Origin of the sequence: Chromobacterium sp. Beijing (assembly GCF_021496765.1) — a bacterium.
Classification (GTDB): Bacteria; Pseudomonadota; Gammaproteobacteria; order Burkholderiales; family Chromobacteriaceae; genus Chromobacterium.
In genome coordinates, this window is record NZ_CP053750.1 from 4,585,476 (window position 1) to 4,609,365 (window position 23,890).

General features: G+C 64.1%; 22 protein-coding genes and 1 pseudogene. 7 read left to right on the plus strand and 16 right to left on the minus strand.

The annotated features are described in order from the left end of the window. Positions 1-19: 19 nt before the first annotated feature. The 8 genes from HQN78_RS21400 to hemF form a co-directional block, all read right to left on the minus strand. Positions 20-919, minus strand: coding sequence for a 4-deoxy-4-formamido-L-arabinose-phosphoundecaprenol deformylase (locus HQN78_RS21400; protein WP_235086093.1), 900 nt, complete (start codon positions 917-919; stop codon positions 20-22). A 56-nt stretch (positions 920-975) separates the two neighbouring features. Then, positions 976-2,019, minus strand: a complete 1,044-nt coding sequence (locus tag HQN78_RS21405) for a bifunctional UDP-4-keto-pentose/UDP-xylose synthase (RefSeq protein WP_107800796.1) — start codon at positions 2,017-2,019, stop codon at positions 976-978. Between the two features lie 67 nt (positions 2,020-2,086). Further along, positions 2,087-2,989 carry a formyltransferase gene (locus tag HQN78_RS21410; protein ID WP_235086095.1) on the minus strand — a complete coding sequence of 301 codons (903 nt, stop codon included), beginning with the start codon at positions 2,987-2,989 and terminating at the stop codon, positions 2,087-2,089. Then, on the minus strand, positions 2,986-3,933 hold the full coding sequence (locus HQN78_RS21415; protein WP_107800794.1) for a glycosyltransferase: 948 nt from the start codon (positions 3,931-3,933) through the stop codon (positions 2,986-2,988). The genes HQN78_RS21410 and HQN78_RS21415 overlap by 4 nt, the downstream gene beginning before the upstream one ends. Before the next feature lie 6 nt (positions 3,934-3,939). Next, positions 3,940-5,067 (minus strand): DegT/DnrJ/EryC1/StrS aminotransferase family protein, encoded by a 1,128-nt coding sequence (locus HQN78_RS21420; RefSeq protein WP_235086097.1) that lies wholly within the window; start codon positions 5,065-5,067, stop codon positions 3,940-3,942. A gap of 154 nt (positions 5,068-5,221) precedes the next feature. Beyond that, a complete protein-coding gene (locus HQN78_RS21425) occupies positions 5,222-5,593 on the minus strand; it encodes an SMR family transporter (RefSeq protein WP_107800792.1) in 372 nt (123 codons plus the stop codon). A gap of 28 nt (positions 5,594-5,621) precedes the next feature. Then, entirely contained in the window at positions 5,622-7,292 is a 1,671-nt protein-coding gene (locus HQN78_RS21430; protein WP_235086100.1) for a glycosyltransferase family 39 protein, read from the minus strand. 127 nt (positions 7,293-7,419) lie between these two features. After that, positions 7,420-8,331, minus strand: coding sequence for an oxygen-dependent coproporphyrinogen oxidase (hemF, locus tag HQN78_RS21435; RefSeq protein ID WP_235086102.1), 912 nt, complete (start codon positions 8,329-8,331; stop codon positions 7,420-7,422). Positions 8,332-8,428: 97 nt separating this feature from the next. On the opposite strand from hemF, the gene HQN78_RS21440 reads away from it, so the two are divergent. Then, positions 8,429-9,049 carry a glutathione S-transferase family protein gene (locus HQN78_RS21440; RefSeq protein ID WP_235086104.1) on the plus strand — a complete coding sequence of 207 codons (621 nt, stop codon included), beginning with the start codon at positions 8,429-8,431 and terminating at the stop codon, positions 9,047-9,049. Positions 9,050-9,114: 65 nt separating this feature from the next. Here HQN78_RS21440 and HQN78_RS21445 read toward each other — a convergent pair whose 3' ends face one another. The 4 genes from HQN78_RS21445 to HQN78_RS21460 form a co-directional block, all read right to left on the minus strand. Next, positions 9,115-9,705, minus strand: coding sequence for a porin family protein (locus tag HQN78_RS21445; RefSeq protein WP_227105341.1), 591 nt, complete (start codon positions 9,703-9,705; stop codon positions 9,115-9,117). A gap of 459 nt (positions 9,706-10,164) precedes the next feature. After that, the gene (locus HQN78_RS21450) at positions 10,165-10,986 is read right to left on the minus strand and encodes a carboxylesterase (RefSeq protein WP_107800787.1); all 822 of its coding nucleotides are present in this window, start codon (positions 10,984-10,986) and stop codon (positions 10,165-10,167) included. 338 nt (positions 10,987-11,324) lie between these two features. Next, complete coding sequence (locus tag HQN78_RS21455; protein WP_235086106.1) at positions 11,325-12,671, minus strand: ATP-binding protein; 1,347 nt, start codon at positions 12,669-12,671, stop codon at positions 11,325-11,327. Between the two features lie 3 nt (positions 12,672-12,674). After that, entirely contained in the window at positions 12,675-13,421 is a 747-nt protein-coding gene (locus HQN78_RS21460) for a response regulator (RefSeq protein ID WP_235086108.1), read from the minus strand. 217 nt (positions 13,422-13,638) lie between these two features. Here HQN78_RS21460 and HQN78_RS21465 point away from each other — a divergent pair, with 217 nt between their 5' ends. The 5 genes from HQN78_RS21465 (at position 13,639) to HQN78_RS21485 (ending at position 17,818) form a co-directional block, all read left to right on the plus strand. Then, positions 13,639-15,699 (plus strand): carbon starvation CstA family protein, encoded by a 2,061-nt coding sequence (locus HQN78_RS21465; protein ID WP_235086110.1) that lies wholly within the window; start codon positions 13,639-13,641, stop codon positions 15,697-15,699. Beyond that, positions 15,699-15,887: a YbdD/YjiX family protein gene (locus HQN78_RS21470; RefSeq protein ID WP_107800784.1), complete on the plus strand. Its 189-nt coding sequence runs from the start codon at positions 15,699-15,701 to the stop codon at positions 15,885-15,887. Before HQN78_RS21465 ends, HQN78_RS21470 begins: the two co-directional genes overlap by 1 nt. A gap of 153 nt (positions 15,888-16,040) precedes the next feature. Continuing rightward, positions 16,041-17,030, plus strand: coding sequence for a hypothetical protein (locus HQN78_RS21475; RefSeq protein WP_235086112.1), 990 nt, complete (start codon positions 16,041-16,043; stop codon positions 17,028-17,030). Then, complete coding sequence (locus HQN78_RS21480) at positions 17,030-17,251, plus strand: hypothetical protein (RefSeq protein WP_235086114.1); 222 nt, start codon at positions 17,030-17,032, stop codon at positions 17,249-17,251. Before HQN78_RS21475 ends, HQN78_RS21480 begins: the two co-directional genes overlap by 1 nt. 171 nt (positions 17,252-17,422) lie before the next feature. Beyond that, positions 17,423-17,818 (plus strand): DUF2628 domain-containing protein, encoded by a 396-nt coding sequence (locus HQN78_RS21485; protein WP_227105333.1) that lies wholly within the window; start codon positions 17,423-17,425, stop codon positions 17,816-17,818. Between the two features lie 73 nt (positions 17,819-17,891). On the opposite strand, the gene HQN78_RS21490 is transcribed toward HQN78_RS21485, so the two are convergent. Beyond that, the gene (locus HQN78_RS21490; RefSeq protein WP_107800781.1) at positions 17,892-18,917 is read right to left on the minus strand and encodes a YeiH family putative sulfate export transporter; all 1,026 of its coding nucleotides are present in this window, start codon (positions 18,915-18,917) and stop codon (positions 17,892-17,894) included. 115 nt (positions 18,918-19,032) lie between these two features. On the opposite strand from HQN78_RS21490, the pseudogene HQN78_RS21495 reads away from it, so the two are divergent. Beyond that, a pseudogene (locus tag HQN78_RS21495) lies at positions 19,033-19,916 on the plus strand (LysR family transcriptional regulator). Between the two features lie 6 nt (positions 19,917-19,922). Here HQN78_RS21495 and HQN78_RS21500 read toward each other — a convergent pair. The 3 genes from HQN78_RS21500 to paaN all read right to left on the minus strand — a co-directional run bounded on the left by HQN78_RS21500 (position 19,923) and on the right by paaN (position 23,722). Continuing rightward, a complete protein-coding gene (locus HQN78_RS21500; protein WP_370646569.1) occupies positions 19,923-21,548 on the minus strand; it encodes a cation/acetate symporter in 1,626 nt (541 codons plus the stop codon). Continuing rightward, positions 21,545-21,853 (minus strand): DUF485 domain-containing protein, encoded by a 309-nt coding sequence (locus tag HQN78_RS21505; RefSeq protein ID WP_227105329.1) that lies wholly within the window; start codon positions 21,851-21,853, stop codon positions 21,545-21,547. The genes HQN78_RS21500 and HQN78_RS21505 overlap by 4 nt, the downstream gene beginning before the upstream one ends. Before the next feature lie 201 nt (positions 21,854-22,054). Then, the gene (gene paaN / locus HQN78_RS21510) at positions 22,055-23,722 is read right to left on the minus strand and encodes a phenylacetic acid degradation protein PaaN (RefSeq protein ID WP_235086117.1); all 1,668 of its coding nucleotides are present in this window, start codon (positions 23,720-23,722) and stop codon (positions 22,055-22,057) included. Positions 23,723-23,890 lie beyond the last annotated feature (168 nt).

The window sequence follows — 23,890 nt, forward strand, 5'->3', positions numbered from 1 at the left end:
AAAGATAGAGCACTGGTTCTTAGGCTTGCAGCGCCAGCGTGCCGCTGCGGCCGGGAATCTCTCCCATCACCACGCGACCGGTGGGCAGCGCGGCCGTGTCCAGGCTGCTGAACAGCTCGATGCAGCTGCACAGCTGATAGCCCTGGGCTTGCCAGCCCACCAGCAGATGCTCGAAGGTATAGCCCAGACGCAGGCCTTCCAGCTCGGCGTGCAGGGTGTACACATGGCCGGTGGCCGGCGCTTCTTCGGTCAGCGCCAGGATATGATGATGGACGTTGTCGGCGGTGAGGCCGTCCAGGCCTATCAATTCGTCCAGCGTCGGCAGCGTGGTGGGCAGCTGCGGCACGCCCAGGGGCTGGCCGGCGGCGTCCACCGGCTGGAAGGGGTGGCTGCCGCGGCCGTCGGACGCGTAAAGCATGCCCAGTTCGCGCTCATAGGCCAGCGCCGCGTCGTTGATCTGCCAGCCGGCCGCGCCGTGGGTGCGCGCCGGTTCGCCGAAGATCTGTTCGAAGCGCTCGGCCGCCTTGCGCATTTCGGCGCGGGTCCAGGCGGCGTCCTTGCCGGCGACGTAATCCTGCCACTTGATGTGGTCCCAGGTGTGAATGCCGACCTCGAAGCCCTGTGCGCGCACTTCGCGCATCAGTTCCGCCTCGCGCTTGCCGATGTCCGGGCCGGGCAGCACGGTGCCGTAGAGCAGGGTGCGGATGCCGTAGTGCTCCACCACCGAGGTGCGCGACACCTTGGACAGGAAGCCGGGACGGAACACCCGCTTGATCGCGCGGCCGGTATGGTCCGGGCCCAGGCTGAACAAAAACGTGGCCTTGGCGTGATGCTGCTGCAGCATATGCATCAGCCGCGGCACGCCGTCGCGGGTGCCGCGCCAGGTGTCGACGTCGATTTTAAGGGCGAGTTTTTTCATGGGGTATCTCTGAAACCGGCGCCGGGCTTTCTATCTCGCCTGGCGCCGGGAGCCGCTTACTCGGACAGGTCGCGGCTGGCTGCTACTTGGTCGCGGTAGTAGTCGTAGATGCCGCGCAGCGCGTCGGCCATGGTCACGCTCGGTTTCCAGTCCAGGTCCGCCATGGTGTTGGCGATCTTGGGTACGCGGTTCTGCACGTCCTGATAGCCTTTGCCGTAGTAAGCGCCGGAGGTGGTTTCCTCGATCTTCACCTTGTCGGCGTTCAACTGGTATTCCGGGTAGACGCGGGCCAGGTCCAGCATCATCGCGGACAGTTCGCGGATGGAGTAGTTGTTGGCCGGGTTGCCGATATTGTAGATCTGACCGGAAGCCTTGCCGTCCTGGTTTTCGATGATCTTCATCAGCGCGCTGATGCCGTCGTCCACATAGGTGAAGGCGCGCTTTTGATGGCCGCCGTCCACCAGCTTGATGGTCTCGCCGCGCACGATGTGGCCCAGGAACTGGGTGATCACGCGGCTGGAGCCTTCCTTCGGCGTGTTGATGTTGTCCAGGCCGCCGCCGATCCAGTTGAACGGACGGAACAGGGTGTAGTTCAGGCCTTCCTGCATGCCGTAGGCGTGGATCACGCGGTCCATCAGCTGTTTGGAGCAGGAGTAAATCCAGCGCGGCTTGTTGATCGGGCCGCAGATCAGCTCGGAGTTTTCCGGGTCGAACTCTTCGTCATGGCACATGCCGTAGACTTCCGAGGTGGACGGGAACACCAGATGTTTCTTGTACTGCACGCACTGGCGCACGATGGGCAGGTTGGCTTCGAAGTCCAGCTCGAACACGCGCAGCGGATTGTTCACATAGGTGGACGGGGTGGCGATGGCCACCAGCGGCAGCACCACGTCGCACTTCTTCACGTGGTACTCGATCCACTCTTTGTTGATGGTGATGTCGCCTTCGAAGAAGTGGAAGCGCGGATGGTCTTTCCACTCGGCCACGCGGTCATCGTGCATGTCCATGCCGTAGATGTGCCAGTCGGTGGTTTCGATGATGCGCTTGGTCAGGTGGTGGCCGATGAAGCCGTTGACGCCGAGGATCAGTACTTTTTTCATTGAGATTTCCTTCATCGCCCCCGGAAGGGAGCTGTGATTTGCATGTGTATTCCGTGAGTCCGCCGCCTCAGGCCAGCGTCAGCGCCACCGCCGTCGCCGGCTCCAGCGCCGCGCCGTCCAGCGTGGCGGACAGAACCTTCAGGCGGCCGCCGTCCACGGCGTCCAGCCACAGCGCGCCGTGTTCTGAGTGTAGCCGGGCCGCTTGCAATTGCTGGCCGTGGCCGCCGGCGCGCAGGGTTTTCCAGATCACCAGCCGTCCGCCTTCGGTGTCGGCGAAGGCGCCCGGGAACGGGTGGGTCAGCGCGCGCACGAAGTTGTGCAGCTGGGCGGCGCCGGCCCGCGGATCGATGCGGCCGTCTTCCGGCTTGCGGCCACCGAAATAGCCGCCCTGGCTCAAGTCCTGCCGGCGGAACTCGGTCTGACCGGCGAGCAGGGCCGGCAGGCTGCGGGCCAGCACCATTTCCGCGGCCACGGTGACCTTGGCGAACACTTCGTCGGCGTTGTCGTCCGGCAGAATGGGCACCGCCATCTGGTCGACGACGGGGCCGTTGTCCGGTTTGACGTTCATCACGTGCAAGCTGGCGCCGGTTTCGGTTTCGCCGTGGATGATGGCCCAGTTGATCGGCACCCGGCCGCGGTATTTGGGCAGCAGCGAGCCGTGCATATTGAAGGCGCCGCGCGCCGCGGATTCCAGCAGCGGGGCCTTCAGCATGTGGCGGTAATAAAAAGAGAACAGGAAGTCCGGCCGCGCGGCTTGCACTTGGGCCAGCGTTTCCGGCGTGTTCGGGTCGTCCGGGGTGATCACCGGAATGCCGTAGTCGCGGGCGACTTGCTCCACGCTGGCGAACCAGATGTTTTCCTTGGGATTGTCGCGGTGGGTGACCACCAGCGCCACTTCCACGCCGCCGCCGATCAGCGCCTTCAGGCAGCGCACGCCGACATTGTGATAAGCGAAGACCACGGCTTTCATGGCTTGTCCTTTTGCTCCAGCACCGCGCCGATCACATAGCGCGGTCTATCCCGCACTTCCTGGTAGATGCGGCCGATGTATTCGCCAAGCAGGCCGATGCCGAACAGCGCGATGCCGATCAGCAAGAAGGCGATGGCGAACAGGGTGAACAGGCCGCCCACTTCCGGTCCAACGATGAGGCGGCGCAGCACCAGATAGACCACCAGCACGCCGGAGCCGGCGGAAACCAGCATGCCCAGCAGCGAGAACAGCTGTAGCGGCACGATGGAGAAGCCGGTCATCAGGTCGAAGTTCAGGCGGATCAGGCTGTACAGCGAATACTTGGATTCGCCGGCGAAGCGCTCTTCATGGCCGACGGTGACTTCGGTCGGGTTCTGCGCGAACTGATAGGCCAGCGCCGGGATGAAGGTGTGCAGTTCGTTGCACTGATTGATGGTGTCGATGATGCGGCGGCTGTAGGCGCGCATCATGCAGCCCTGGTCGGTCATCTTGATGCGGGTCAGCTTCTCGCGCAGGCGGTTCATCGCGCGGCTGGCCAGATGGCGCCACAGACTGTCGTTGCGCTGGCGGCGGATGGAGCCGACGTAGTCGTGTCCCTTGTCCATTTCCGCCAGCAGCAGCTTGATGTCCTCCGGCGGGTTCTGCAAGTCGGCGTCCAGCGTCACCACCCGCTCGCCTCGGCTGTATTCGAAGCCGGCCAGGATGGCGCGATGCTGGCCGAAATTGCCGTTGAACAGCACTACCCGGGTCACGTCCGGGCGCAGGTCGAACTGCGCGGCGAGCATGGCCGGGCTCTTGTCGCGGCTGCCGTCGTTGACGAAGACGACTTCATAACGTACTCCCAGCGCGTCCAGCGCCGGGTAGAGGCGGTCGAACAGCGCCGGCAGCACGTCCTGCTCGTTGTATACCGGGATGACGACGGAAAGATCGATTACGCTTTTCATAATGTTTTATACGCTCCGCACGGGCTTCAGCACGCCGCTCACGGCGGCGCACACGCGTTCCACGTCCTCGTCGGCCATGGCCGGGAACAGCGGCAGGGTGACGGTGCGGCGGCCGATGTCTTCCGCCACCGGGAAGTCGCCCGGCTGGAAGCCCATCTCGCGGAACAGGGTGAACAAATGCATGGCGGGGTAGTGCACGCCCACGCCTATGCCCAGGTCTTTCATCCGGGCGATGAATTCGCCGCGGTCCATGCTCATCCGATCCAGCGGCAGCAGCGGCTGGAACATATGCCAGTTGCTCTGGGCCATGTCCTCCAGCGGCAGCTCGCAGCCCAGCTCGCGGTCGAAATGGCGGAAATACAGCGCGGCCAGTTCGCGGCGGCGGGCGTTGAAGCCTTCCAGCCGCGGCAGTTGGCCCAGGCCGATGGCGGCGGCGATGTCGGTCATATTGGACTTGCCGCCCAGCACGTCCACGTCCATGCCGCCGTCGGCGTGGCGGGTCACGCCCTGCAGGCGCAGCTTCTCGAACAGGCGCGCCTCGTTCTCGTCGTTCAGCACCAGGCAGCCGCCTTCGCCGCTGGTCATGTTCTTGTTGGCGTGGAAGCTGAAGGACACCAGATCGCCGTCGCTGCCGATGCGGCGGCCGCGCCAGTTGGCGCCCATGGACTGGGCGGCGTCCTCCACCACGCGCAGACGGTGGCGCTTGGCGATGTCGTACAGGCGGTCGCGATCCACCGGCAGGCCGGCCAAGTCCACCGGGATGATGGCGCGGGTGCGCGGCGTGATCGCCCGTTCCGCCAGGTCCAGATCGATATTGCGGCTGGCGCGGTCGGCGTCGACGAACACCGGCTTGGCGCCCACCTTGAGAATGACGTTGGCGGTGGCCACCCAGCTCAGCGGGCAGGTGATCACCTCGTCGCCGGGGCCGACGCCGGCCACCTGCAAGGCCATTTCCAGCGCGGCGGTGGCGGAGGCCACCACCCGCACCGGGCGGCCGCCGACATGGGCGGACAACTCGGCTTCCAGCTGGCGGGACTTGGGACCGGTGGTGATCCAGCCGGAGCGCAGCACCTCGCCGACGGCGGCGATGGTGGCTTCGTCGATGTCCGGGCGGGTAAACGGTAGAAAATCCATATTCAAACCCTGAAAATTAGCCACGGAAGCACACGGAGATGCACGGACAAAAACAGTCATTCAAATTCGTTTTGCGCCATTGAATCTTGTCGGCTGCTGAGCGGGCGTTTTATTTTCCGTGTCATTCCGTGTGTTTCCGTGGCAAATATAAGCCTTAACTACGTGCCACCAGCACCACGCCGATGATGATGACGCCGATGCCGATCAGTTTCTGCGCGCTCAAGGCCTCGCCGAACAGCCAATAGGCCAGCAGCGCGTTGACCACGTAGCCGATGGACAGCATGGGATAAGCGATGCTGACCTCTACCCGCGATAGCGCCATGATCCAGACCACCACGCTGACCACGTAGCAGGACAGGCCGCCGACGATGGGCAGATTGGTGGCCAGCGACCAGCCTATCGGCAACACGTTGGCGGCGGAAAAGTCAAAGTGGCCGATTTGGCGCACGCCGGCCTTCAAGCATAGCTGGGCGGCGGCGTTGAGCAGCACGCCGAGCAGAATCAGGCCGAATTCGATCAACTTCATATTAGAAGGGGTCCAAAGGTTGGCGGTTTCACGGCTTGGCCACGACGAGGCGGCGCGGATCTTGGTAGACCACCCGCATCGGCAGGCCCTGGGCTTGCAGTTCCTGATAGGTGGCGGGGTCGGTCATCGCCAGCGCGCGCGGCGCGGCCTTCCAGGCGGCGACGAATTGTTCCAGCCGCGGCATCCAGCGCTGCGGCTCCTGACCCTCGCCGAACTCGAACTCGTCGACGAACTGCACCAGGGTGACCGGGCGGCCCAGGTAGAAGGGGAAGGTCTGATCGTAATAGCGCACCGAGAACACCGGGGTGTCCTGCCCCAGATAGGGCTGAATCTGGCGCACGATTTCCTTGCTGCCCTTCAGCCGGCCGTAGCTGTCGTGGCCGGCGGCGGCGACGCTGACGGCGAGCAGGCTGCCGAAGGCCAGCCAGCATAGCGCGGCCAGCTTGCGCTCGCGGCCCAGCAAACGCCAGGCGACGACGGCGCAGATCAGGAACAGCAGCGCGGCGGCGACGACGAAATGGGCGAAGCCGTGCAGCACGTCGAGGGGGATGTCCTCGGATGCGAAACGGTCGACGAAGGGGTAAAGACCAAGCGCCGCCAGCCACAGCAGCAGCGCCGGCAGCAGGTGCTTCTTCAGCGCGGCGGCCGGCATGCGCTGCAGCGTGGGCGCCAGCAGCAGCGCCAGCGCCGGGAACAGCGGCAGGATGTAGGACGGCAGCTTGGAGCTGGACTTGCTGAAGAAGGCGAAGATGAAGACCGACCAGATCAGCAGCAGGCGGCCGACGCGCAGCCGCGCGCCCGGCTCGCGCCAGCCGTCCCGGCACAAGGCCGGCAGCAGGCTGGTCCAGGGCAGCAGGCCCAGCAGCAGATAGGGCACGAAATACCACGGCGCGCCGGTGCGCTTGTGCTCGGTGGTGAGGAAGCGCTCCAGGTGCTCGCGGATGAAGAAGAAATGCGCGAAGTCGGGATTGCGCTGGGACACCAGGATGAACCAGGGCGCGGTCAGGAGCAGGAACAGCGCCAGGCCGCTCAGCCAGTGCATGCGTTTCCAGAAGCCCCATTGCCAGTTGAGCAGGCTGTACAAGACCAGGGTGGCGCCGGGGATCAGCAGGCCGATCAAGCCCTTGCTCAGCGTGGCGGCGGCCATCGCCGCCCAGGTCAGCCACATCCAGTGGCGCGTTTCGCGCGGGCCGGCGTCGTCGCGCTGGGCCAGCAGGAAGCCGCACAGCGCCACGGTCAGGAAAAAGCTGACGCCCATGTCCAGAGACAGGAAATGACTGTTGGCCACGATCCAGGCGCAGCTGCCGGCGGCCAGCGCCGCGTAGCGGCCGGCGTCGACGCCCCACAGCCGGCGCGCGGTGAAGCCGCACATCGCCACCGTCAGAAAGCCGGTCAGGCCGGGCCAGAAGCGGGCGGCGAACTCGTTGACGCCGAAGGCGGCGAAACTCAGCGCGCCCATCCAATATTGCAGCGCCGGCTTTTCGAAATACAGCAGGCCGTTCAGCCGCGGCGTGATCCAGTCGCCGCTGTGCAACATGAACAGCGACAGCGTGGCGTAGCGGCCCTCGTCGGCGTGAATCAGCCCGCGGTAGCCGAGGGAGCCGAACCAGACGACGGCGAACAGCAGCCACAGCGCCGGCTCCAGCCAGGGACGGGCGGCGGGGCCGGAGAGCCCGGCCGAAAAATGGGGTTGATTCATGCGGAACGGATAGTCATTGGATTATTATGGACAGCTGCGCAAGGATACCCGATTTCGCCGCCCTTGTGATTGGCTAAACTCATGTGCGGGCTGGAGAAAGCGGCGGCATCCGGCTTGGCCGCGGCGCTTAGGCCAGCCAGTCGCGCGGGGCCAGAAAGCGCTCGGTCAGCGCTGCTTCCGGGCTGCCCGGCTCCGGCTGATAATCGTACTCCCAGCGCGCCAGCGGCGGCATCGACATCAGGATGGATTCGGTGCGTCCCCCGGACTGCAGGCCGAACAGGGTGCCGCGGTCCCAAACCAGATTGAATTCAACATAGCGGCCGCGGCGATAAAGCTGGAACTGACGTTCGCGGTGGCCCCAGCTATTGCCTTTGCGGCGCTCGACGATGGGCAGGTAGGCGTCGGTGAAGCCCTTGCCCACCGCCTGCATGAAGCGGAAACAGGAGTCGAAGCCCCAGGCGTTCAGATCGTCGAAGAACAGGCCGCCGACGCCGCGCGCCTCTTGGCGGTGCTTCAGGAAGAAATACTCGTCGCACCAGCGCTTGTAGTCCGGGTAGACCTGTTCGCCGAAGGGCCGGCACACATCGCGGGCCACGCGGTGCCAGTGCACCACGTCGGCCTCCACCGGGTAGAACGGGGTCAGGTCGAAACCGCCGCCGAACCACCATACCGGCGTTTCCCCTTCTTTTTCCGCGATGAAGAAGCGGACATTGGCGTGGCTGGTGGGAATGTGCGGGTTTTCCGGATGGATCACCAGCGACACGCCCATGGCCTGGAAGCCGCGGCCGGCCAGCTCCGGCCGGTGGGCGGTGGCGGAGGCGGGCAGCGCGTCGCCGTGGACATGGGAGAAATTGACGCCGGCCTGCTCGAACAGCGTGCCCTTGGTCAGGACCCGGCTGCGTCCGCCGCCGCCGCCCGGACGCTGCCAGGCGTCCTCGACGAATTGAGCGCCGCCGTCGGCCTGCTCCAGCGCCGCGCAAATGCGGTCTTGCAGGTCCAAGAGAAAGGCTTTGACATCATTGACGCGCGGCTGGCTCATCGCAGTATCCTGAAGGCTTGAAATGGGCTGCATTGTAGCAGACGGGGCGGCGCGCGCAGGCGCGCCGCCCGGGCTTTGAACATGGGAGACGCGCATCGTGATTGATCTGTATACCTGGGGCACGCCCAATGGGCGCAAGATTTCCATCATGCTGGAAGAACTGGAGCTGCCATACGCCGTGCACACCGTGGATATCGGCAAGGGCGAGCAGTTCGCCGAGTCCTTTCTGGCCATCAGTCCCAATAACAAGATTCCGGCCATCGTCGACAGCGAGGGGCCGGATGGTCGGCCGCTGGCGATGTTCGAGTCCGGCGCCATTCTGCAATACCTGGCGGAAAAGCTCGGCCGTCTGCTGCCGGCGGCGGGCGCGGCGCGCTACGAGGCGCTGCAATGGCTGATGTTCCAGATGGGCGGCTTCGGGCCCATGCTGGGGCAGGCCCATCATTTCCTGCGCTATGCGCCGGAAAAGCTTCCCTACGCGCAGAAGCGCTACCACGACGAGGCCTTGCGCCTGTACGGCGTGCTGGACCGGCAGTTGGCCGGGCGGGATTACGTCGCCGGCGAGTACGGCGTCGCCGACATCGCGCTCTACCCATGGGCGGCGCGTCATGATTGGCATCAGGTGGATCTGGCGGCGTTTCCGCGGGTAAGCGATTGGTTCCAACGCGTCGGCGAGCGGCCGGCGGTGCGGCGCGGCATGGCGGTGCCGGCGGCCTGAAACGCAAAACCAGCCGCGGACACAGGGGCCGCGGCTGGCGATGGAAGGGCGTGGCAAGGCTGAGATTAGAAGTGGTAGCTGATGCCGGCCTTCAGCACGCTGGTGCCGGAAGTCTTGACCACGCTTTGGCCCGCCATCTGGAAGTCAGTGCCGGCGATGTATTCGTATTCGCCACGCAAGGACAGGTTTTTGTGCAGCTGATACTGCGCGCCGAAACCAAGACCCAAGCGGGTGTCGTTGAAAGTTTTGTTGGCAACTCGGTCGATCTTGAGCTTGGTGTGCACGTTGTTCAGGCTGGCCTTGCCGAAAACTTCCAAATCCTGGGTCACCGGCAGGATGCCCAGCACGGCGATGCGCTCGGCCTTGGTGGCGACGGAGCCGTTGCCGGTGCGGCCGCTGAAGGAGCCGTTGGCCGTGGATTTGCCGAAGTCAGCGTAGGACAGCTCGGTGGCCAGGTATTGGTTGAAGCGGTAACCGGCGCCCAGTTCCCATACCGTGCCGGCGGCCTTGGCGTCTTTCAGGACGATGTTGCGGTTGCCGGACTCCGGCTTGGAGAAGTTGTAACCGGTGTTGCCGAAGACGTAGAAGCCCGGGTCGGCGGCGTGTGCGGTCAGAGCTGCCAGGCTCAGCACGGAAGCAGTAATCAGTTTTTTCATTTTTGCGACTGTTTGCTTTGTTGATAACTGCGATATTGTGCGAACAGGAACCAAGTCAGTCTGTTGAGCTTGTAAACGCTCTTTGTGTGATCGATGGAGGGCTTGTGTAACTATCTGTAACAAAGCGGGACGGGCAGGGAAAAGAAAAGATGCCCGCCGGAGCCGGCGGGCACGCAAAGTCACACAAAGGGAAAAGAGAACGGAACCGTTGCAAGACCGGCGGGGGGCCGATCCGGCTCGTGCAAACAGTTTGCTTCAGCCGGTCCTCGTCTTCCATTGTCGCTGTGTTCTGGCTTGATGACGGTTGATGACGGGGCGGCCGGGAAGTTTGCGCAGCTGTTAAATTCAATGTTTAGTTGTGATTGCTTGCAACTTTAGTTGAAGAAGGGGCGGGCGCGGCTGGCGCAGGCAAGAAAAAAGGCAAGCCTGAGGCTTGCCCTGATGGCGGCGACGCGGCGCTCAGGCGGCGGCGAAGACGGCCCAGTCGGCGTGTTCAGCGGCGGCGGCCCGGGCTTGGGCGCGCTGGTTGAAAAACTTCAGGCTGCGCTTGAGCACCTCGCCGCGTTCATTGTCCACCATCACCATGTGGTAGCTATTGGACAAGGGCATGAAGTCGACCTTGCCGCCCAGATAGCGCTGCAGATAGCGGGCCGAGCGCGGGCTGGTGATGTCGTCCTCGTCGGCATGCACGATCAGCGTCGGGCAGGTGATCTCTTCCAGCCGCGACATCAGCTGGCGGCGCAGCCCATCCACTTGGCGGATGCAGGCCAGCGGGATGTAGGCGTAGTGGAAGCGTTCGCCGCGTTCGAAGCGCTGCTGGATGGCCTTGCGGATGCGGGCGTTCTTGATGCCGAAGGGTTCGACTTCCGGCACGCGCATCTTCTTGGCCAGGCCGGGAATGCGGTAGACGATGTGGCGCGCCCAGGTCAGCTTGGGCAGGCTCCAGCCGTCCAGGAACAGCGGCGGCGCGTACAAGGCGAGGCCGTCCTGATGGTTTTCCAGCCGCGCCACTTCCAGCGCCACCAGGCCGCCCAGGCAAACGCCGGCCAGATGCACCACCTTGTGGCGCGTCTTCAGTTCCAGGTATTCCTTGCGTATGGTTTCCACCCAGTCCTGCCAGCGGACGGACAGCAGATCTTCCGGCTCGCCGCCATGTCCCGGCAACAGCGGGGTGTGCGTGACGATGTCCGCCTCCTCCAGCGTGCGTCCAAGCGCGCCAAGGTCGTATGCGCTGCCGCCCAGACCGTGTACCAGCAGGGCGGCCGGTCGTGAAGAAACCATGGGAAATACCCGAATCCAAGTTGAGATGCTGGCATTATCCCGACGCGGCGGCTTGGGGTCTGTTGGCTTCCTGTCCCCGCTTTGTGACGGCGCGTGACCCCATTCAGATTGCTTAACAAACTGCGGCTTTACTTTTCGACGGCGCCGGCGTTCTTGGCCGCCTCTTCAAAGTCTCGCGGGCAAGAGCGGGACAAGGAAGAAGCGGAGAAGCGGTCGATGCGTATTCTGAAGCCGTGTTCGCCGCGTGAGGCCCCACGGGTCGCAAGCGGGCGCTGAGCCGCTCATAGAGCCGCTAACTAAACCGCGCAGCGCAGGATCAGGGGTTGGTTTAGCGGGTCTTATTGCTGTGGTTGCATGATGCGCAGAGTAAAGCGCGCGCCGCCCAGTTCGCTGGCGCTCACGCTGGCCTGGCCGCCGTGGTGTTCGGTGATCAGCTTGACGAAGGACAGCCCCAGACCATAGCCGCCGGTGGCGCGGTCGCGGCTGCGGTCCAGCCGCAGGAAGGGTTCGAACACCTTGTCGCGTTCAGCCTCGGGAATGCCGCAGCCGTCGTCGTCGACATGAATCAGCAGCTGGCCGGAAGCGTTGTGACACACGGTCAGCCGGACCTGAGCGTTGGCGTATTTGAAGGCGTTGAGCAGCAGGTTGCGGCTGGCCACATACATCAGCTTGCGGTCGAACGCGCCGTTGCCCAGCGCGCAGTCCAGCTCCAGCGCGATGCCCGGCGGTTTCAGCGGCGTCACCAGGTCGACCAGATCGTCGAACCAGTCGTAGAGGTCCACGGTTTCCCAGTGCAGCGGCACTTCGTTGCGGTTGAGCTTGGCGAACTCCATGCTGGTGTTGAACAGCTCCTCCAGCTCCTGCATATCGCGCTCCATGCCTTCGCGGTAGCGCCGCCATTCCTGTTCGTCCTCTTCTTCCTCCAGCATGGTCAGACCGAAGCGCAGCCGCGCGATCGGGGTGCGGATCTCGTGGGCGATGGCGTGGGACAAGGCCTGGCGGGTTTCCATCTGCCGCTCCAGCCGCGCGGCCATGCTGTTGAAGGCCAGGGACAGGGGGGCCAGCAGCCGGCTTTTGGACGGTTGGGCGCGGGCGCTGAAGTCGCCGTCGGCGAACACCTCCGCCTTGCGGCGCACTTCCAGCAAGTCCTTCCACAGCGGGCGCAGGCTGAAGTAGATCAGGGTGCCCAGCGTGGAGCCGGTCAGCAGAATCCACAACAGCAGGATTTCCATGTCTTCGCTGATCCAGCTGCTGTTGCTGGCCGGGGCTTCCAGCGGGCCCAGCAGCAAGAGACGCGGATCATGGGGCAGCGGCACGTAGAGCAACTGGCTGTCGAAATCCAGATAGGGGCGGCCGCCTTGCAGCGCGGCATGGCCTTCCGGTTCGAAATCGTCGGGAGGATGGGCGATCAGTTTGACCGGATAGCTGAAGGCGCGGGCGATGTCGGCGAGCTTGCGGTCCCAGTCCCGATGCGGCGTCTGAGCCAGCTGCTCGCGGATCAGGCTCACGGTGCCGTTCATGAATTGCAGCTTGCCGTCGCGGTCGCTGTTCTCGTACAGCTTGGTGACCAGGAAGCCGAAGCCGATGATGATGATCAGCTCCACCAGCATGGTGGCGAAGAAATAACGGGCGAACAGAGTGCCCAGCGACGGCTTGAGCCAGCCGCGCAAACGACGAGTGCTCATGCCTTATTCCCAGTCGCTGCGCGAGAACAGATAGCCTTTGCCGCGCACGGTCTTGATTCGGGCCGGCGCGTCGGGATTGTCGCCTAGCTTGCGGCGCAGCCGCGAAATGCGCGCGTCGATGGAGCGGTCCAAGCCGTCGAAGCCGATGCCGCGCAGCTCGCTCATGATGTCGTCGCGGGACAGCACCTGGCCGGCGTGGGAGGACAACAGCCACAGCAGGTCGAATTCGGCGGTGGTCAGATCGATCAGTTCTCCGTTCAGCGTGGCCTCGCGCGTGGCCTGGCTGATGCAGAACTGGCCAAAGGTGAAGCTGTCTTCGTCGCCGGCCTCGCCGTCGGCTTGCGCCCCCGGCCCGCCGCGGCGCAGCAGCGCGCGCACCCGCGCCAGCAAGCGGCGCGGCTCCACCGGCTTGGCCAGGTAGTCGTCGGCGCCCAGTTCCAGCCCCAGGATTTCGTCCACGTCCTCGTCGCGCGCCGTCATGATCAGTACCCGGCCGTTATAGCGCGGGCGGATTTCACGGCAGACGTCGAAGCCTTCCTTGCCCGGCAGCATGATGTCCAGGATCACCAGGTCCGGCTTTTCTTCCAGGATGATGGCCGGCGCGGTGTCGCCGCGGCCGTGCTGGGAGATGCGATAGCCGTGCTTGCTCAGATAAGCGCCTATCAATTCGGCTAGTCTCACGTCGTCTTCGACGATGAGAATATGGGGGTATCGCTGTTCATGTCCGTCGACGGGATTTCGGTGGTTCAAATCAAAATATTAGCACGCGAGGTTTGCCGGCGACTTTAGCATTATCGTGACTGCTATTCGTCATAAACTATCGATAGTTTTTACAAATGGTTTGGCCTGCTTGATTTTCCGGCGCTATCAATCCAGAATCGGTCAGGCACAAAAAGCCGGCCGTGGCCGCCGTTGCCGCCAGGGACCGATAAATTAAAACGGGATAAAGAGAATAGGAACTTGCCATATGCAACAGATAAAAGAATGGGCCGTGTGGCTGGCCGTCGCCCTGGCGGGCGCGGCGGCCTTCGCCGTGGTGGCCCTCAATCGCGGCGAGCCGGTCAACGCGGTCTGGCTGATCGTGGCGGCGGTGTCTGTCTACTCCATCGCCTATCGCTTTTACGGCCGCTTCATCGCCCACAAAGTGCTGGAACTGGACGCTCGCCGGCTGACCCCGGCGGAAAAATACAATGACGGCCTGGACTACGTGCCCACCAATAAATGGGTGTTGTTCGGCCACCACTTCGCCGCCATCGCCGGCGCCGGGCCGCTGGTGGGACCGGTGCTGGCCGCGCAGATGGGTTATCTGCCGGGCACGCTGTGGATTCTGGTCGGCGTGATGCTGGCCGGCGCGGTGCAGGATTTCCTGATCCTGTTCCTGTCGGTGCGCCGCGACGGCAAATCGCTGGGCGAGATCATCCGCACCGAACTGGGCGCCATCCCCGGCGTCATCGCCTCCATCGGCATCCTGATGATCATGGTCATCCTGCTGGCGGTACTGGCGCTGGTAGTGGTCAAGGCGCTGACCGGCAGCCCGTGGGGCACCTTCACCATTGCCGCCACGATACCGATCGCGCTGTTCATGGGCGTTTACACCCGCTACATCCGGCCGGGCAAGATCGGCGAGATCTCCGTCATCGGCTTCATCCTGCTGATGCTGGCCATTGTTTACGGCGGCGACATCGCCAAGAACGAAACCCTGGCGCCCTTGTTCACCCTGAGCGGCACCACGCTGGCCTGGACGCTGATCGGCTACGGCTTCGTCGCCTCGGTGCTGCCGGTATGGCTGTTGCTGGCGCCGAGGGACTACCTGTCCACCTTCCTGAAAATCGGCACCATTGTCGGCCTGGCCATCGGCATCATGATCGTGGCGCCCAATATGCACATGCCTGCGGTGACCAAATTCATCGACGGCAGCGGCCCGGTGTTCGCCGGCAATCTGTTCCCCTTCCTGTTCATCACCATCGCCTGCGGCGCGGTGTCCGGTTTCCACGCGCTGGTGGCTTCGGGCACCACGCCCAAGATGCTGGAGAACGAAACCCACGCCCGCATGATAGGCTACGGCTCCATGCTGATGGAAAGCTTCGTCGCCATCATGGCGTTGATCGCCGCCTGCGTGCTGGATCCGGGCGTGTACTTCGCGATGAACAGCCCGGCGGCGGTGATAGGCAAGACCGCGGAAGAAGCCGCCCAGGTGATTTCCAGCTGGGGCTTCCTCATCACGCCGGACATGTTGACCCAGATGGCCAAGGACGTGGGCGAGAGCACCATCCTGTCCCGCGCCGGCGGCGCGCCGACCTTGGCGGTGGGCATGGCGCACATTCTGTCCAATGTGATAGGCGGGCCGGCGATGATGGCCTTCTGGTATCACTTCGCCATTCTGTTCGAAGCCCTGTTCATCCTCACCACCATCGACGCCGGCACCCGTGTGCTGCGCTTCATGATCCAGGATCTGCTGGGCCTGGTGGTCAAGCCTATGGCCAACACGGAATCCTGGGCGGCCAACCTGATCGCCACCGGCCTGGCGGTGACCGGCTGGGGCTACTTCCTCTACCAGGGCGTGGTGGATCCGCTGGGCGGCATCAACACCTTGTGGCCGCTGTTCGGCATCGCCAACCAGATGCTGGCCGGCATCGCGCTGATTCTGGCCACCGCGGTGCTGATCAAAATGCAGAAAACCCGCTATATCTGGGTCACCGCCGTGCCCACCTTGTGGCTGTTGGTGGTGACGCTGACCGCCGGCTGGCAGAAGCTGTTCCATGCTAGCCCCAAGATCAGCTTCCTGGCCCACGCGGACAAATTCTCCGCCGCCGCGGCCAAGGGCGAGGTGCTGGCGCCGGCCAAGAATATGGCGCAAATGCATCAGATCATCTTCAATGACTATGTGGACGCCACCTTGACGGCGCTGTTCATGGCGGTGGTGATCGCCATGCTGGCGTTTGCGCTGAACGTGATGCGCAAGTCCCTGGCGGTGAAATGGTCCACCGCCAAGGAGGTGCCGGCCATGTTCCGGGAGGAGGGCGCGTGATGGGCAAGCTATGGCAACAATGGGCGAAAACCGCCCGGCTGATGGTGGGGGTCAAGGATTACGACGCTTACGTCGCCAGCCGCCGCCGCTTCGATCCCAAGGCGGAGGTGATGAGCCGCGAGGCTTTCTTCCGCCGTTGTCAGGACGAACGCTATGGCGGCAAGAGCATGAAGAAGTGTCCGTGCTGAGTTCTAACGGTTAGTCATACTTGATAGCGCCCGGCTTGGCCGGGCGTTTTTCATTGCATGCGCGGGCGCGCTCCGTGGAAATTGTGTTTCTATTTTTTTGGCATTTCTTTGTGGATTTTAAATCCAAATTGGCTTGAGTTTTAGGCGTGGGTTATGCTGAACGCCCTTTCCACTAGCCCGGCTGCGTATGCGAAATGCGCGCCGTTGATGGACGATATGAGCGATTCCACGTTTGCAAGCCCGATTCTTGACCGTCTGCTGGCGGGCGGAGTGATTGACCAGGCGATTTACGAAGCCGCGCGCGACAAACTGCGCGAGCAGGGCGCGGAGCCCTTCTCCACCTTGGGCGGAGGCCTGGACTGGTTGGAAGAGGAGGAAGTGCTGAGCTTTGAGCAAATGATTGAAATCGAAGCCAAGGCGGATGCGGACGAAGGTTTCACGTCCAATGCGGTGCGCAGGCAGGCGGTGGATGAATACAACCAGGATCTGGAGCTCGAATTGGCGCTGCTCCAGAGACAAAAGGCGACGACATGGCGCGGGAAGCTGGCTTGGGGCTTGGGGAGCGCGGCCTTGCTCGGCGCGGCCGGCTGGTACTTTCTGACACCGCCGCTGGTGCCGAGATGCGAAGCGTCCGTGGTGAAGAAAAGCATACATGAGTCTTTGTGGTCGGCGCAGGCGCACTTGATGGCGAGAAAGCCCAGCTCGAGCGCGCCGGTAGCGGGCAATTTGCGGAACCTCAAGTTGGAACAGGTCAAGGAGCTGGGTTACATCAAAACGGAGCGGACCCGCGGTTGCGTGGCCATGTTGGTTGTGGATGAAGAGCGCGCGCCCATCGCGTACGAGGTGAAGGGGAAGGGCGAGGATATTTTCGTGATGGGGGGCGACGAGCGTTTGCTGCGCGCACGTTACGCTCAGTTGAATTCGGATGGCGTATTACCGGAACTGGGCAAGCCTTTGGGGCGGGAGGGCGTGAGGCAGGCGCTGCAAAAAGGCGTGTTGGATTATAGCAAGCTGGGCGGATCCGTCGCCGATGCTTTGGCCCGTATGCAAGGAGCGGCTGGTCAGCCGGAATCCGCCCTCGGCGAAGTGCTGCCTTTGAACGATTGCGCACAAGGAGCGGGGGTGTCTGGAGCTGCAAGCTGATGGTGCAATATCGCGACCCGTTCATGGTGGCGATCGGCAAGGAGGACCGCTTGCTGCTGGAAGGGGAGTTTGGCTTTGTTCAGGACGGGAAGGACTGGCGTCCGGCTGACAACTTCAAGAAGCAGTTCGCCACCGCCTTGGTGCAAAGCCGGCTGATGTTGATGAAGGGCTTGTCGCGTGAGCAAGTATCGGGAGTGACAATGGATTCATCAGGCGGTTGAGCGGGAGCGAGGCGGTTGCATGCCCACCCAGGATGTAAAACCACTGCCACCGCCCGCGCGCAAGCCGGGCGGTTTTGTTTTGGCTTGGGATGGGCTCCGACCGCGATTTCATTGTCCTATTCTTTGGCATGTCGCAAAATAGTGTCATTATTAACCACATGTGGAAAAGCCATGTCAGAACCTTCCGCTTACACCGCTTACAGCGACAAATGGCAGATGCGCTTTGCCTTCTTCGATCAGCACGGCGCGCCGAATAGCGCCAGTTACAAGGAGGCGTTCAAAGCCTTGTCGTTTGGCGACCGCCTTAAGGTGCAGATGAATTTCATCGCTTTTTTCTTCTGGCCAATCTATTACCTGGTGCTGGGCTTGTGGAAGAACATGCTGTCCTTGCTGGGCGTGGCGCTGCTGATCAACCTGGTCCTCGTCTTGCTGGATGTGCCTGAGTCGATCACCCGCGGGCTTGGTTTCGGCTTTAGCGCGCTGGCCGGCATGTCGGTGAATTATCTGTATTACCAAAAGAAGGTCAAAGGCTATAAGGGGTGGAACCCTTTCCGTGGCTTGTTCTAAACCATGATGGCTGCTCAGTGAAAAAAAACCGCCCGGCGCAAACCGGGCGGTTTTGATTTTGCGCGAGCGGCGTTTAGTGCAGCAGATGGCTGACGCCGAAGTTGATCAGGCCGCCGCCGACGATCAGCCAGCCAAACAGGATGGACGCCAGCAACATCGGTTTGGCGCCGGCCTGACGGATGGCGGAGAAATGGGTGGTGATGCCCAACGCGCCCATCGCGGCGGCCAGCAGCAGATTGTCCAGGGAGACGATGGCGTTGACCCATGCGGCCGGCAGCAGATTGAAGGAGTTGAAGGCGGCCACGCCCAGGAAGGCGACGGCGAACCAGGGGATGGCGATGCGGCCCTTCTGCTGACGGCTGCCGTGCGGCTTGGCGGCCAGCCAGCTGGACAGGGCGATCAGGAAGGGCGCCAACATCATCACCCGTATCATCTTGGTGATCACCGCGGTGGTCATCGCCGCCTCGCTGACCGATTTGCCGGCGGCAACCGCCTGCGCCACTTCATGGATGGTGGAGCCGGCGAACACGCCGTAGCTGAACTCGGAAATGCCCAGATGGCTGGTCCACTGATACAGCATCGGCCACAGGAACATCGCCACGGTGCCGAACACCACCACGGTGGCGACGGCCACCGCCACTTTTTCCGCGTGGGCCTTGAGCACCGGTTCGGTGGCCAGGATCGCGGCCGCGCCGCAGATGGAGCTGCCGGCGCCGATCAGGATCACGCTTTGCTCGTCCATGCCCAAATACTTGCGGCCGATGCGGAAGGCCAGCAGGAAGGTGGTGCACAGCACCAGGGTGTCGATCAGCACGCCGGCGAAGCCGACGGCGGCGATGTCCTGGAAGGTCAGCTTGAAGCCGAAGAGGATGATGCCCAGGCGCAGCAGCTTCTGTTTGGAGAACTGGATGCCATGGTGGCTGGCGCCGGCGAAGTAGCGGTAGACGGTGTTGCCTATCAGCATGCCGCCCAGGATGGCGAGGGTGAGGGCGGAGAAGCCCAGATGTTTCATCGCCGGCAAATCCGCGGCGTAGAGCGCGGCGACGGCGAGGGCGATGGCCAACGCCAGGCCCGGCATGATTTGGCGAAGGTTTGTCATAAGTAAATGCCTGTTTGGTCTATGGCGGATGAGGCTAACGATACGCCCTCGTTTTCAGTAGAGAAACGGATAAAATGGATATATGTCAGTAGCAAAATCAATATAAGGAGGGGGTATGGCCTTGAAGCTGACCTTGCGCGAGCTGGAGGTCTTCGTCGCGGTGGCCGAATACGGCACCGTCACTCAGGCGGCCCAACAGGTGGCGCTGACCCAGTCCGCCGCCAGCCAGGCGCTGGACAAGCTGGAAACCGGCCTAGACGTGCGCTTGTTCGACCGCATCGGCAAACGGCTGAGCCTGAACGAGCATGGCCGGCTGCTGTGGCCCAAGGCGCGGGCCATGCTGGACGCGGCCCAGGACATGCAGAGTCTGTTCAACGCCGGGGCGATGTCCTTGAAGATAGGCGCCAGCAGCACGGTGGCCAACTATCTGCTGCCGCAGCAGCTGGCGGCCTTCCGCGCCGCCTGGCCGCTGGCGCGCTTGGAGCTGGACGTGGCCAATACCCGCGACATCGTCGACGCGGTGGCGGCCTTGCGGGTGGACTTCGGTTTCATCGAAGGGCCTTGCCATCACCCGGATCTGGTCGCCCAGCCCTGGAGACAGGATGAGCTGGTGGTGTTCGCCGCCGCGGATCACCCGCTGGCGCGGGCGAGGCGGCGCGCCAGGACCTGGCGCAAGCGGAATGGATTCTGCGCGAAGCCGGCTCCGGCACGCGCGAGGAGGTGGATCGTCTATTGCTGCCGCACCTGGCCATGCTCAACGTCAGCATGGAGCTGGGCCATTCCGAAGCGATCAAGCACGCGGTGGCCGCCGGCCTGGGGGTCAGCTGCCTGTCGCGGCGGGTGGTGGCCGATCTGTTGCAGACCGGCGCGGTGGTGGAGCTGAACGCCGGCCTGCCGGTGCTGACGCGCACCTTGTACCAGGTGCAGCACCGCGACAAGACGCTGACCCGCGGCATGGCCGCGTTCCAGAACATGACGATGGCGGCGCTGCTGGCCTGAACCCCATCAGGGCTTGGCGCCGGTCCCCAGTCCGGTCAGCGCGCGGATGTATTGCGCCGGGAAGCGGCTGCGTTCCAATTGGCCCTGGGACGAACGATCGCAGATCGACAATAACCAGGCGCAGGCGAAGGCCGCGCTCATGGAAAACAGCGCCGGGTTGGCGTAGGGGAAGATCGGCCGCGGATGGCCCAGGATATCCACCCACACCATGGGCCCCAGCGCCAAGAGCGCGATGGCGGACGCCAGGCCGGCCAGGCTGCCGCCCACCGCGCCGCGGGTGGTGAGCCGGGGCCAGAACATCGCCAGGAACAGCACCGGGAAATTCACCGAGGCGGCAATCGCCAGCACCAGGCCGGACAGGAAGGCGATGTTCTGCTTCTCGAACAACAAGCCCAGCAGAATGGCCAGCAGTCCGATGACCAGCGTGGCCAGCCGCGACACTCGCATTTCCTCGGCGCTGCTCACCTTGCCTTTGCGCAGCGCCACCGCGTACAGGTCGTGGGACACCGCCGACGCGGCCGACAGGGCCAGGCCGGCCACCACGGCGAGAATGGTGGCGAAGGCCACCGCCGACACCAGGCCGAGGAACAGATTGCCGCCCACCGCCTGGGCCAGGTGCACCGCCACCATATTGGCGCCGCCGACAATGCCGCCGTCTGCGTCGCGAAAGCCGGCGTCGCCGCCGACGATGAGGATGGCGCCAAAGCCCACCAGGATCAGCAGCAGATAGAAATAGCCGATGAAGCCGGTGGCGTAGAACACGGATTGGCGCGCGGCGCGGGCGTCGGCCACGGTGAAGAAGCGCATCAGCACATGCGGCAGGCCGGCGGTGCCGAACATCATGCCCAGCCCCAGGGAGACGGCGTCCACCGGATTGGACACCAGGCCGCCCGGCGCCAGGATGGCCTGGCCGCGGAGCTCGGCGGCGGCGGCGAACACGGCCTCGCTGCTATAGCCGAAGCGTCGCCAGACCATGAAGGCCATGAAGCTGGTGGCGGACAGCAGCAGCACCGCCTTGACGATCTGCACCCAGGTGGTGGCCAGCATGCCGCCGAACATCACGTACAAGACCATCAGCGCGCCGACGATGATCACGGCGCTCAGGTAGCTGGCGCCGAACAGCAGTTCGATCAGCTTGCCGGCGCCCACCATCTGCGCCACCAGATAGAGTAGCGCCACCGTCAGCGTGCCGCAGGCGGCGGTGATGCGCACCGGGGTCTGGCTCAAGCGGTAGGACACCACGTCGGCGAAGGTGAAGCGGCCCAGATTGCGCAGCCGCTCGGCGATCAGGAACATGATGATGGGCCAGCCGGCCAACACGCCCAGCGCATAGATCAGGCCGTCGTAGCCCTTGCTGAACATCATCGCGGAGATGCCAAGGAAGGAGGCGGCGGAGATCATGTCGCCGGCGATGGCCAGGCCGTTTTGCAGGGGAGTGACGCCGCCGCCGGCGGTATAGAAGTCCGAGGCGGAACGGGTGCGACGGGCGGCCCAAGCGGTGATGAACAGGGTCAGCGCCACAAACAGCAGGAACATCAGGATGGCGTTCCAGTTCAAGGGCCGTTGCGCGCCGGACTGGGCCCAGGCGGGGCCGGCCAGCGTCAGCGCCAGCATGGCGACAGGGATTCTCATGGCCGGCACTCCTTCAGCACTTGTTCGTTCAGCGGGTCCAGCCGCTTGTTGGCCTGGCGCACGTAGATCCCGGTCAGCGCGAAGGCGGCCAGGATGATGGCGACGCCCACCGGCATGCCCACGGTGGTGACGCCGGCGCCTATGGGCCGGGCCAGCCACTGCGGTGCGAAGGCCAGCACCAGGATGAAGCCGTAATAGAGCAGCAGCATGACGGCGGTCAGGCTCCAGCCCAGCCGCGCTTTGCCGCGGGCCAGTTGTTGAAAGGCGGGATGATTCAGAATCGCTTGCTGTTGTTGCGGGCTCATGGCGCGGCTCCTTAACCAGCGGCTTACGATCAACTGCGCGGCGTGGAGCGTTAGCCGGCGAGCGCCGCGCAAGAACGCCGGCGTATCGCCGGCACATTCCTGTTCTTCCGCGGCAAGGCCTTGTCTCGCTCCGGCTTGCCGGATCGTAAACGCGCTTTTGACGATGGCGGGTGGCGCCCCGGCCGAGACCGGGGCCGGGGCTCAGACGAAGCTGCGGGTTTGCGCCACGCGGAAGCGGTTGGCGACGAAGGCGCTGTCGGACAAGCTGGCGTTGGCCGCCGGATTGCCGCCGCTGCCGTGGAAGTCGCTGAAGGCGGCGGACTGATTGACCATCACCGCGCCGGTGAAATTGAGCGCCAGCGACACGCAGGCGTTTTCCGCCGCCTGCCGGGCCTGCGCCTGCACCAGCTGGTCCGTGCTGTAGACCGAGAAGCTCAGGGCGCCGTGGCGGCGCATGCTGTCTTCCGCCTGGCGCAGCGCGGCGGCGCTGTCCGGCGTCTGAATCAGGAAGCTGATCGGCCCGAAGTGTTCCTGCTCGTAAACGGCGCGGTCCTCCATCGTCAACTGGCGCAACAGCGGGGTGCGCACCTCGGCTTCCGGGTATTGCGGGTGGCTCAGCCTCCGGCTGTCCAGCGCCGGCCGGCCCAGCGCGCGCGCCGCCTCCAGCCTTTGGACCACGCCGGGGTTCTGAAGCGCGCCCAGCAGTTCCACCGCCTTGGCCGGTTCCGCGCACAGCGCTTCCAGCGCCGCGCACAGGCCTTCCACCGTTTGCTGATAGGACAGCTTGCCTTCGGGCGTGTGGATGCCGTCGGCCGGGATGAAAATATTCTGCGGCGCGGTGCACATCTGGCCGCTGTACAGCGCCAGCGACAGCGCGAGGTTGCGGCACAGGCCGGGGAAATCGGCGGTGGAGTCCAGCACCACGCAGTTGACGCCGGCTTTTTCGGTGTAGACCTGAGCGTGGCGGCACTGGCTCTCCAGCCACTCGCCGTGAGCGCTGCTGCCGGTGAAGTCGATCAGCTTCACCTCCGGCCGCTGAGCCAACAGGCTGGCCAGCGGCTCGCCGTGCTGGTTCGCCGCCAGCAGCGCGGTATTGGGATCGAAACCGGCCTCGGCCAGCACTTCGCGGGCGATGCGCACTGTCAGGGCCAGCGGCAGCACCGCGCCGGGATGCGGCTTGACGATGACGCTGTTGCCGGTGGCCAGGCTGGCGAACAGCCCCGGATAGCCGTTCCAGGTGGGAAAGGTGCTGCAGCCTATCACCAGGCCGACGCCGCGCGGGATCACCTTCCAGCTTTTCTCCAGCACCAGCGGCTCATGTTTGCCCTGCGGCTTGCTCCAGCGGCAGTGTCCGGGAATGGCCGACATCTCGCGCCAGGCGTAGGTCACGGCCTCCAAGGCGCGGTCCTGCGCATGCGGGCCGCCGGCCTGGAAGGCCATCATGAAGGCCTGGCCGGTGGTGTGCATCACCGCGTGGGCGATTTCGAAGCTGCGGCGGTTCAGCCGCTGAATGATTTCCAGGCAGACGCCCACCCAGGCCTGCGGGCCGGCTTGCCGCCACGATTGCAGCGCCGCGGTGGAGGCGTTCAGCAAGGCGTCGGCGTCATGGCGCGGATAGCGGATGCGCAAAGCGCCGCGATAGGGAGAGCGTTCGCTGCCCACCCAGCCCTGGCCGGCCGGCAGGCCGTCCAGCTGGAAGTCTTGTTGCAATAAAGCCTCAAACGCGGCCTGGCCGTCCGCGGCGGCGGTTTCGCCATAAGTTCTGGGGCTGGGCATTTCCGGGTGCGGGGACCAGTACTGGCGCTCGCTCAAGGCCTGCAGGGCCTGGTCCAAGGTGGCTTGATGCTGCTGGAACAGAGGGTGAGACATGGACGTTCTCCTCGGGCGGAGGGATGAGAGGCCGGCCTGCGTCATGTCAGCGGCAAGCCGGGCACGGTAACAACAGTTTCAGCGCACTGTCATTGATGTGGGTCAGCTTATAATTGATTTTCCGGTCGGTCAATGATAGCGTTTGCCGAAGTGGCGGTTTGGCCAGTG

What these genes read in the sequence shown, in the direction of transcription:
- HQN78_RS21400 (WP_235086093.1), bottom strand. Translation starts at nt 919, where the DNA reads ATGAAAAAACTCGCCCTTAAAATCGACGTCGACACCTGGCGCGGCACC.
- HQN78_RS21405 (WP_107800796.1), bottom strand. Translation starts at nt 2,019, where the DNA reads ATGAAAAAAGTACTGATCCTCGGCGTCAACGGCTTCATCGGCCACCAC.
- HQN78_RS21410 (WP_235086095.1), bottom strand. Translation starts at nt 2,989, where the DNA reads ATGAAAGCCGTGGTCTTCGCTTATCACAATGTCGGCGTGCGCTGCCTG.
- HQN78_RS21415 (WP_107800794.1), bottom strand. Translation starts at nt 3,933, where the DNA reads ATGAAAAGCGTAATCGATCTTTCCGTCGTCATCCCGGTATACAACGAG.
- HQN78_RS21420 (WP_235086097.1), bottom strand. Translation starts at nt 5,067, where the DNA reads ATGGATTTTCTACCGTTTACCCGCCCGGACATCGACGAAGCCACCATC.
- HQN78_RS21425 (WP_107800792.1), bottom strand. Translation starts at nt 5,593, where the DNA reads ATGAAGTTGATCGAATTCGGCCTGATTCTGCTCGGCGTGCTGCTCAAC.
- HQN78_RS21430 (WP_235086100.1), bottom strand. Translation starts at nt 7,292, where the DNA reads ATGAATCAACCCCATTTTTCGGCCGGGCTCTCCGGCCCCGCCGCCCGT.
- hemF (WP_235086102.1), bottom strand. Translation starts at nt 8,331, where the DNA reads ATGAGCCAGCCGCGCGTCAATGATGTCAAAGCCTTTCTCTTGGACCTG.
- HQN78_RS21445 (WP_227105341.1), bottom strand. Translation starts at nt 9,705, where the DNA reads ATGAAAAAACTGATTACTGCTTCCGTGCTGAGCCTGGCAGCTCTGACC.
- HQN78_RS21450 (WP_107800787.1), bottom strand. Translation starts at nt 10,986, where the DNA reads ATGGTTTCTTCACGACCGGCCGCCCTGCTGGTACACGGTCTGGGCGGC.
- HQN78_RS21455 (WP_235086106.1), bottom strand. Translation starts at nt 12,671, where the DNA reads ATGAGCACTCGTCGTTTGCGCGGCTGGCTCAAGCCGTCGCTGGGCACT.
- HQN78_RS21465 (WP_235086110.1), top strand. Translation starts at nt 13,639, where the DNA reads ATGCAACAGATAAAAGAATGGGCCGTGTGGCTGGCCGTCGCCCTGGCG.
- HQN78_RS21470 (WP_107800784.1), top strand. Translation starts at nt 15,699, where the DNA reads ATGGGCAAGCTATGGCAACAATGGGCGAAAACCGCCCGGCTGATGGTG.
- HQN78_RS21475 (WP_235086112.1), top strand. Translation starts at nt 16,041, where the DNA reads ATGCTGAACGCCCTTTCCACTAGCCCGGCTGCGTATGCGAAATGCGCG.
- HQN78_RS21480 (WP_235086114.1), top strand. Translation starts at nt 17,030, where the DNA reads ATGGTGCAATATCGCGACCCGTTCATGGTGGCGATCGGCAAGGAGGAC.
- HQN78_RS21485 (WP_227105333.1), top strand. Translation starts at nt 17,423, where the DNA reads ATGTCAGAACCTTCCGCTTACACCGCTTACAGCGACAAATGGCAGATG.
- HQN78_RS21490 (WP_107800781.1), bottom strand. Translation starts at nt 18,917, where the DNA reads ATGACAAACCTTCGCCAAATCATGCCGGGCCTGGCGTTGGCCATCGCC.
- HQN78_RS21500 (WP_370646569.1), bottom strand. Translation starts at nt 21,548, where the DNA reads ATGAGAATCCCTGTCGCCATGCTGGCGCTGACGCTGGCCGGCCCCGCC.
- HQN78_RS21505 (WP_227105329.1), bottom strand. Translation starts at nt 21,853, where the DNA reads ATGAGCCCGCAACAACAGCAAGCGATTCTGAATCATCCCGCCTTTCAA.
- paaN (WP_235086117.1), bottom strand. Translation starts at nt 23,722, where the DNA reads ATGTCTCACCCTCTGTTCCAGCAGCATCAAGCCACCTTGGACCAGGCC.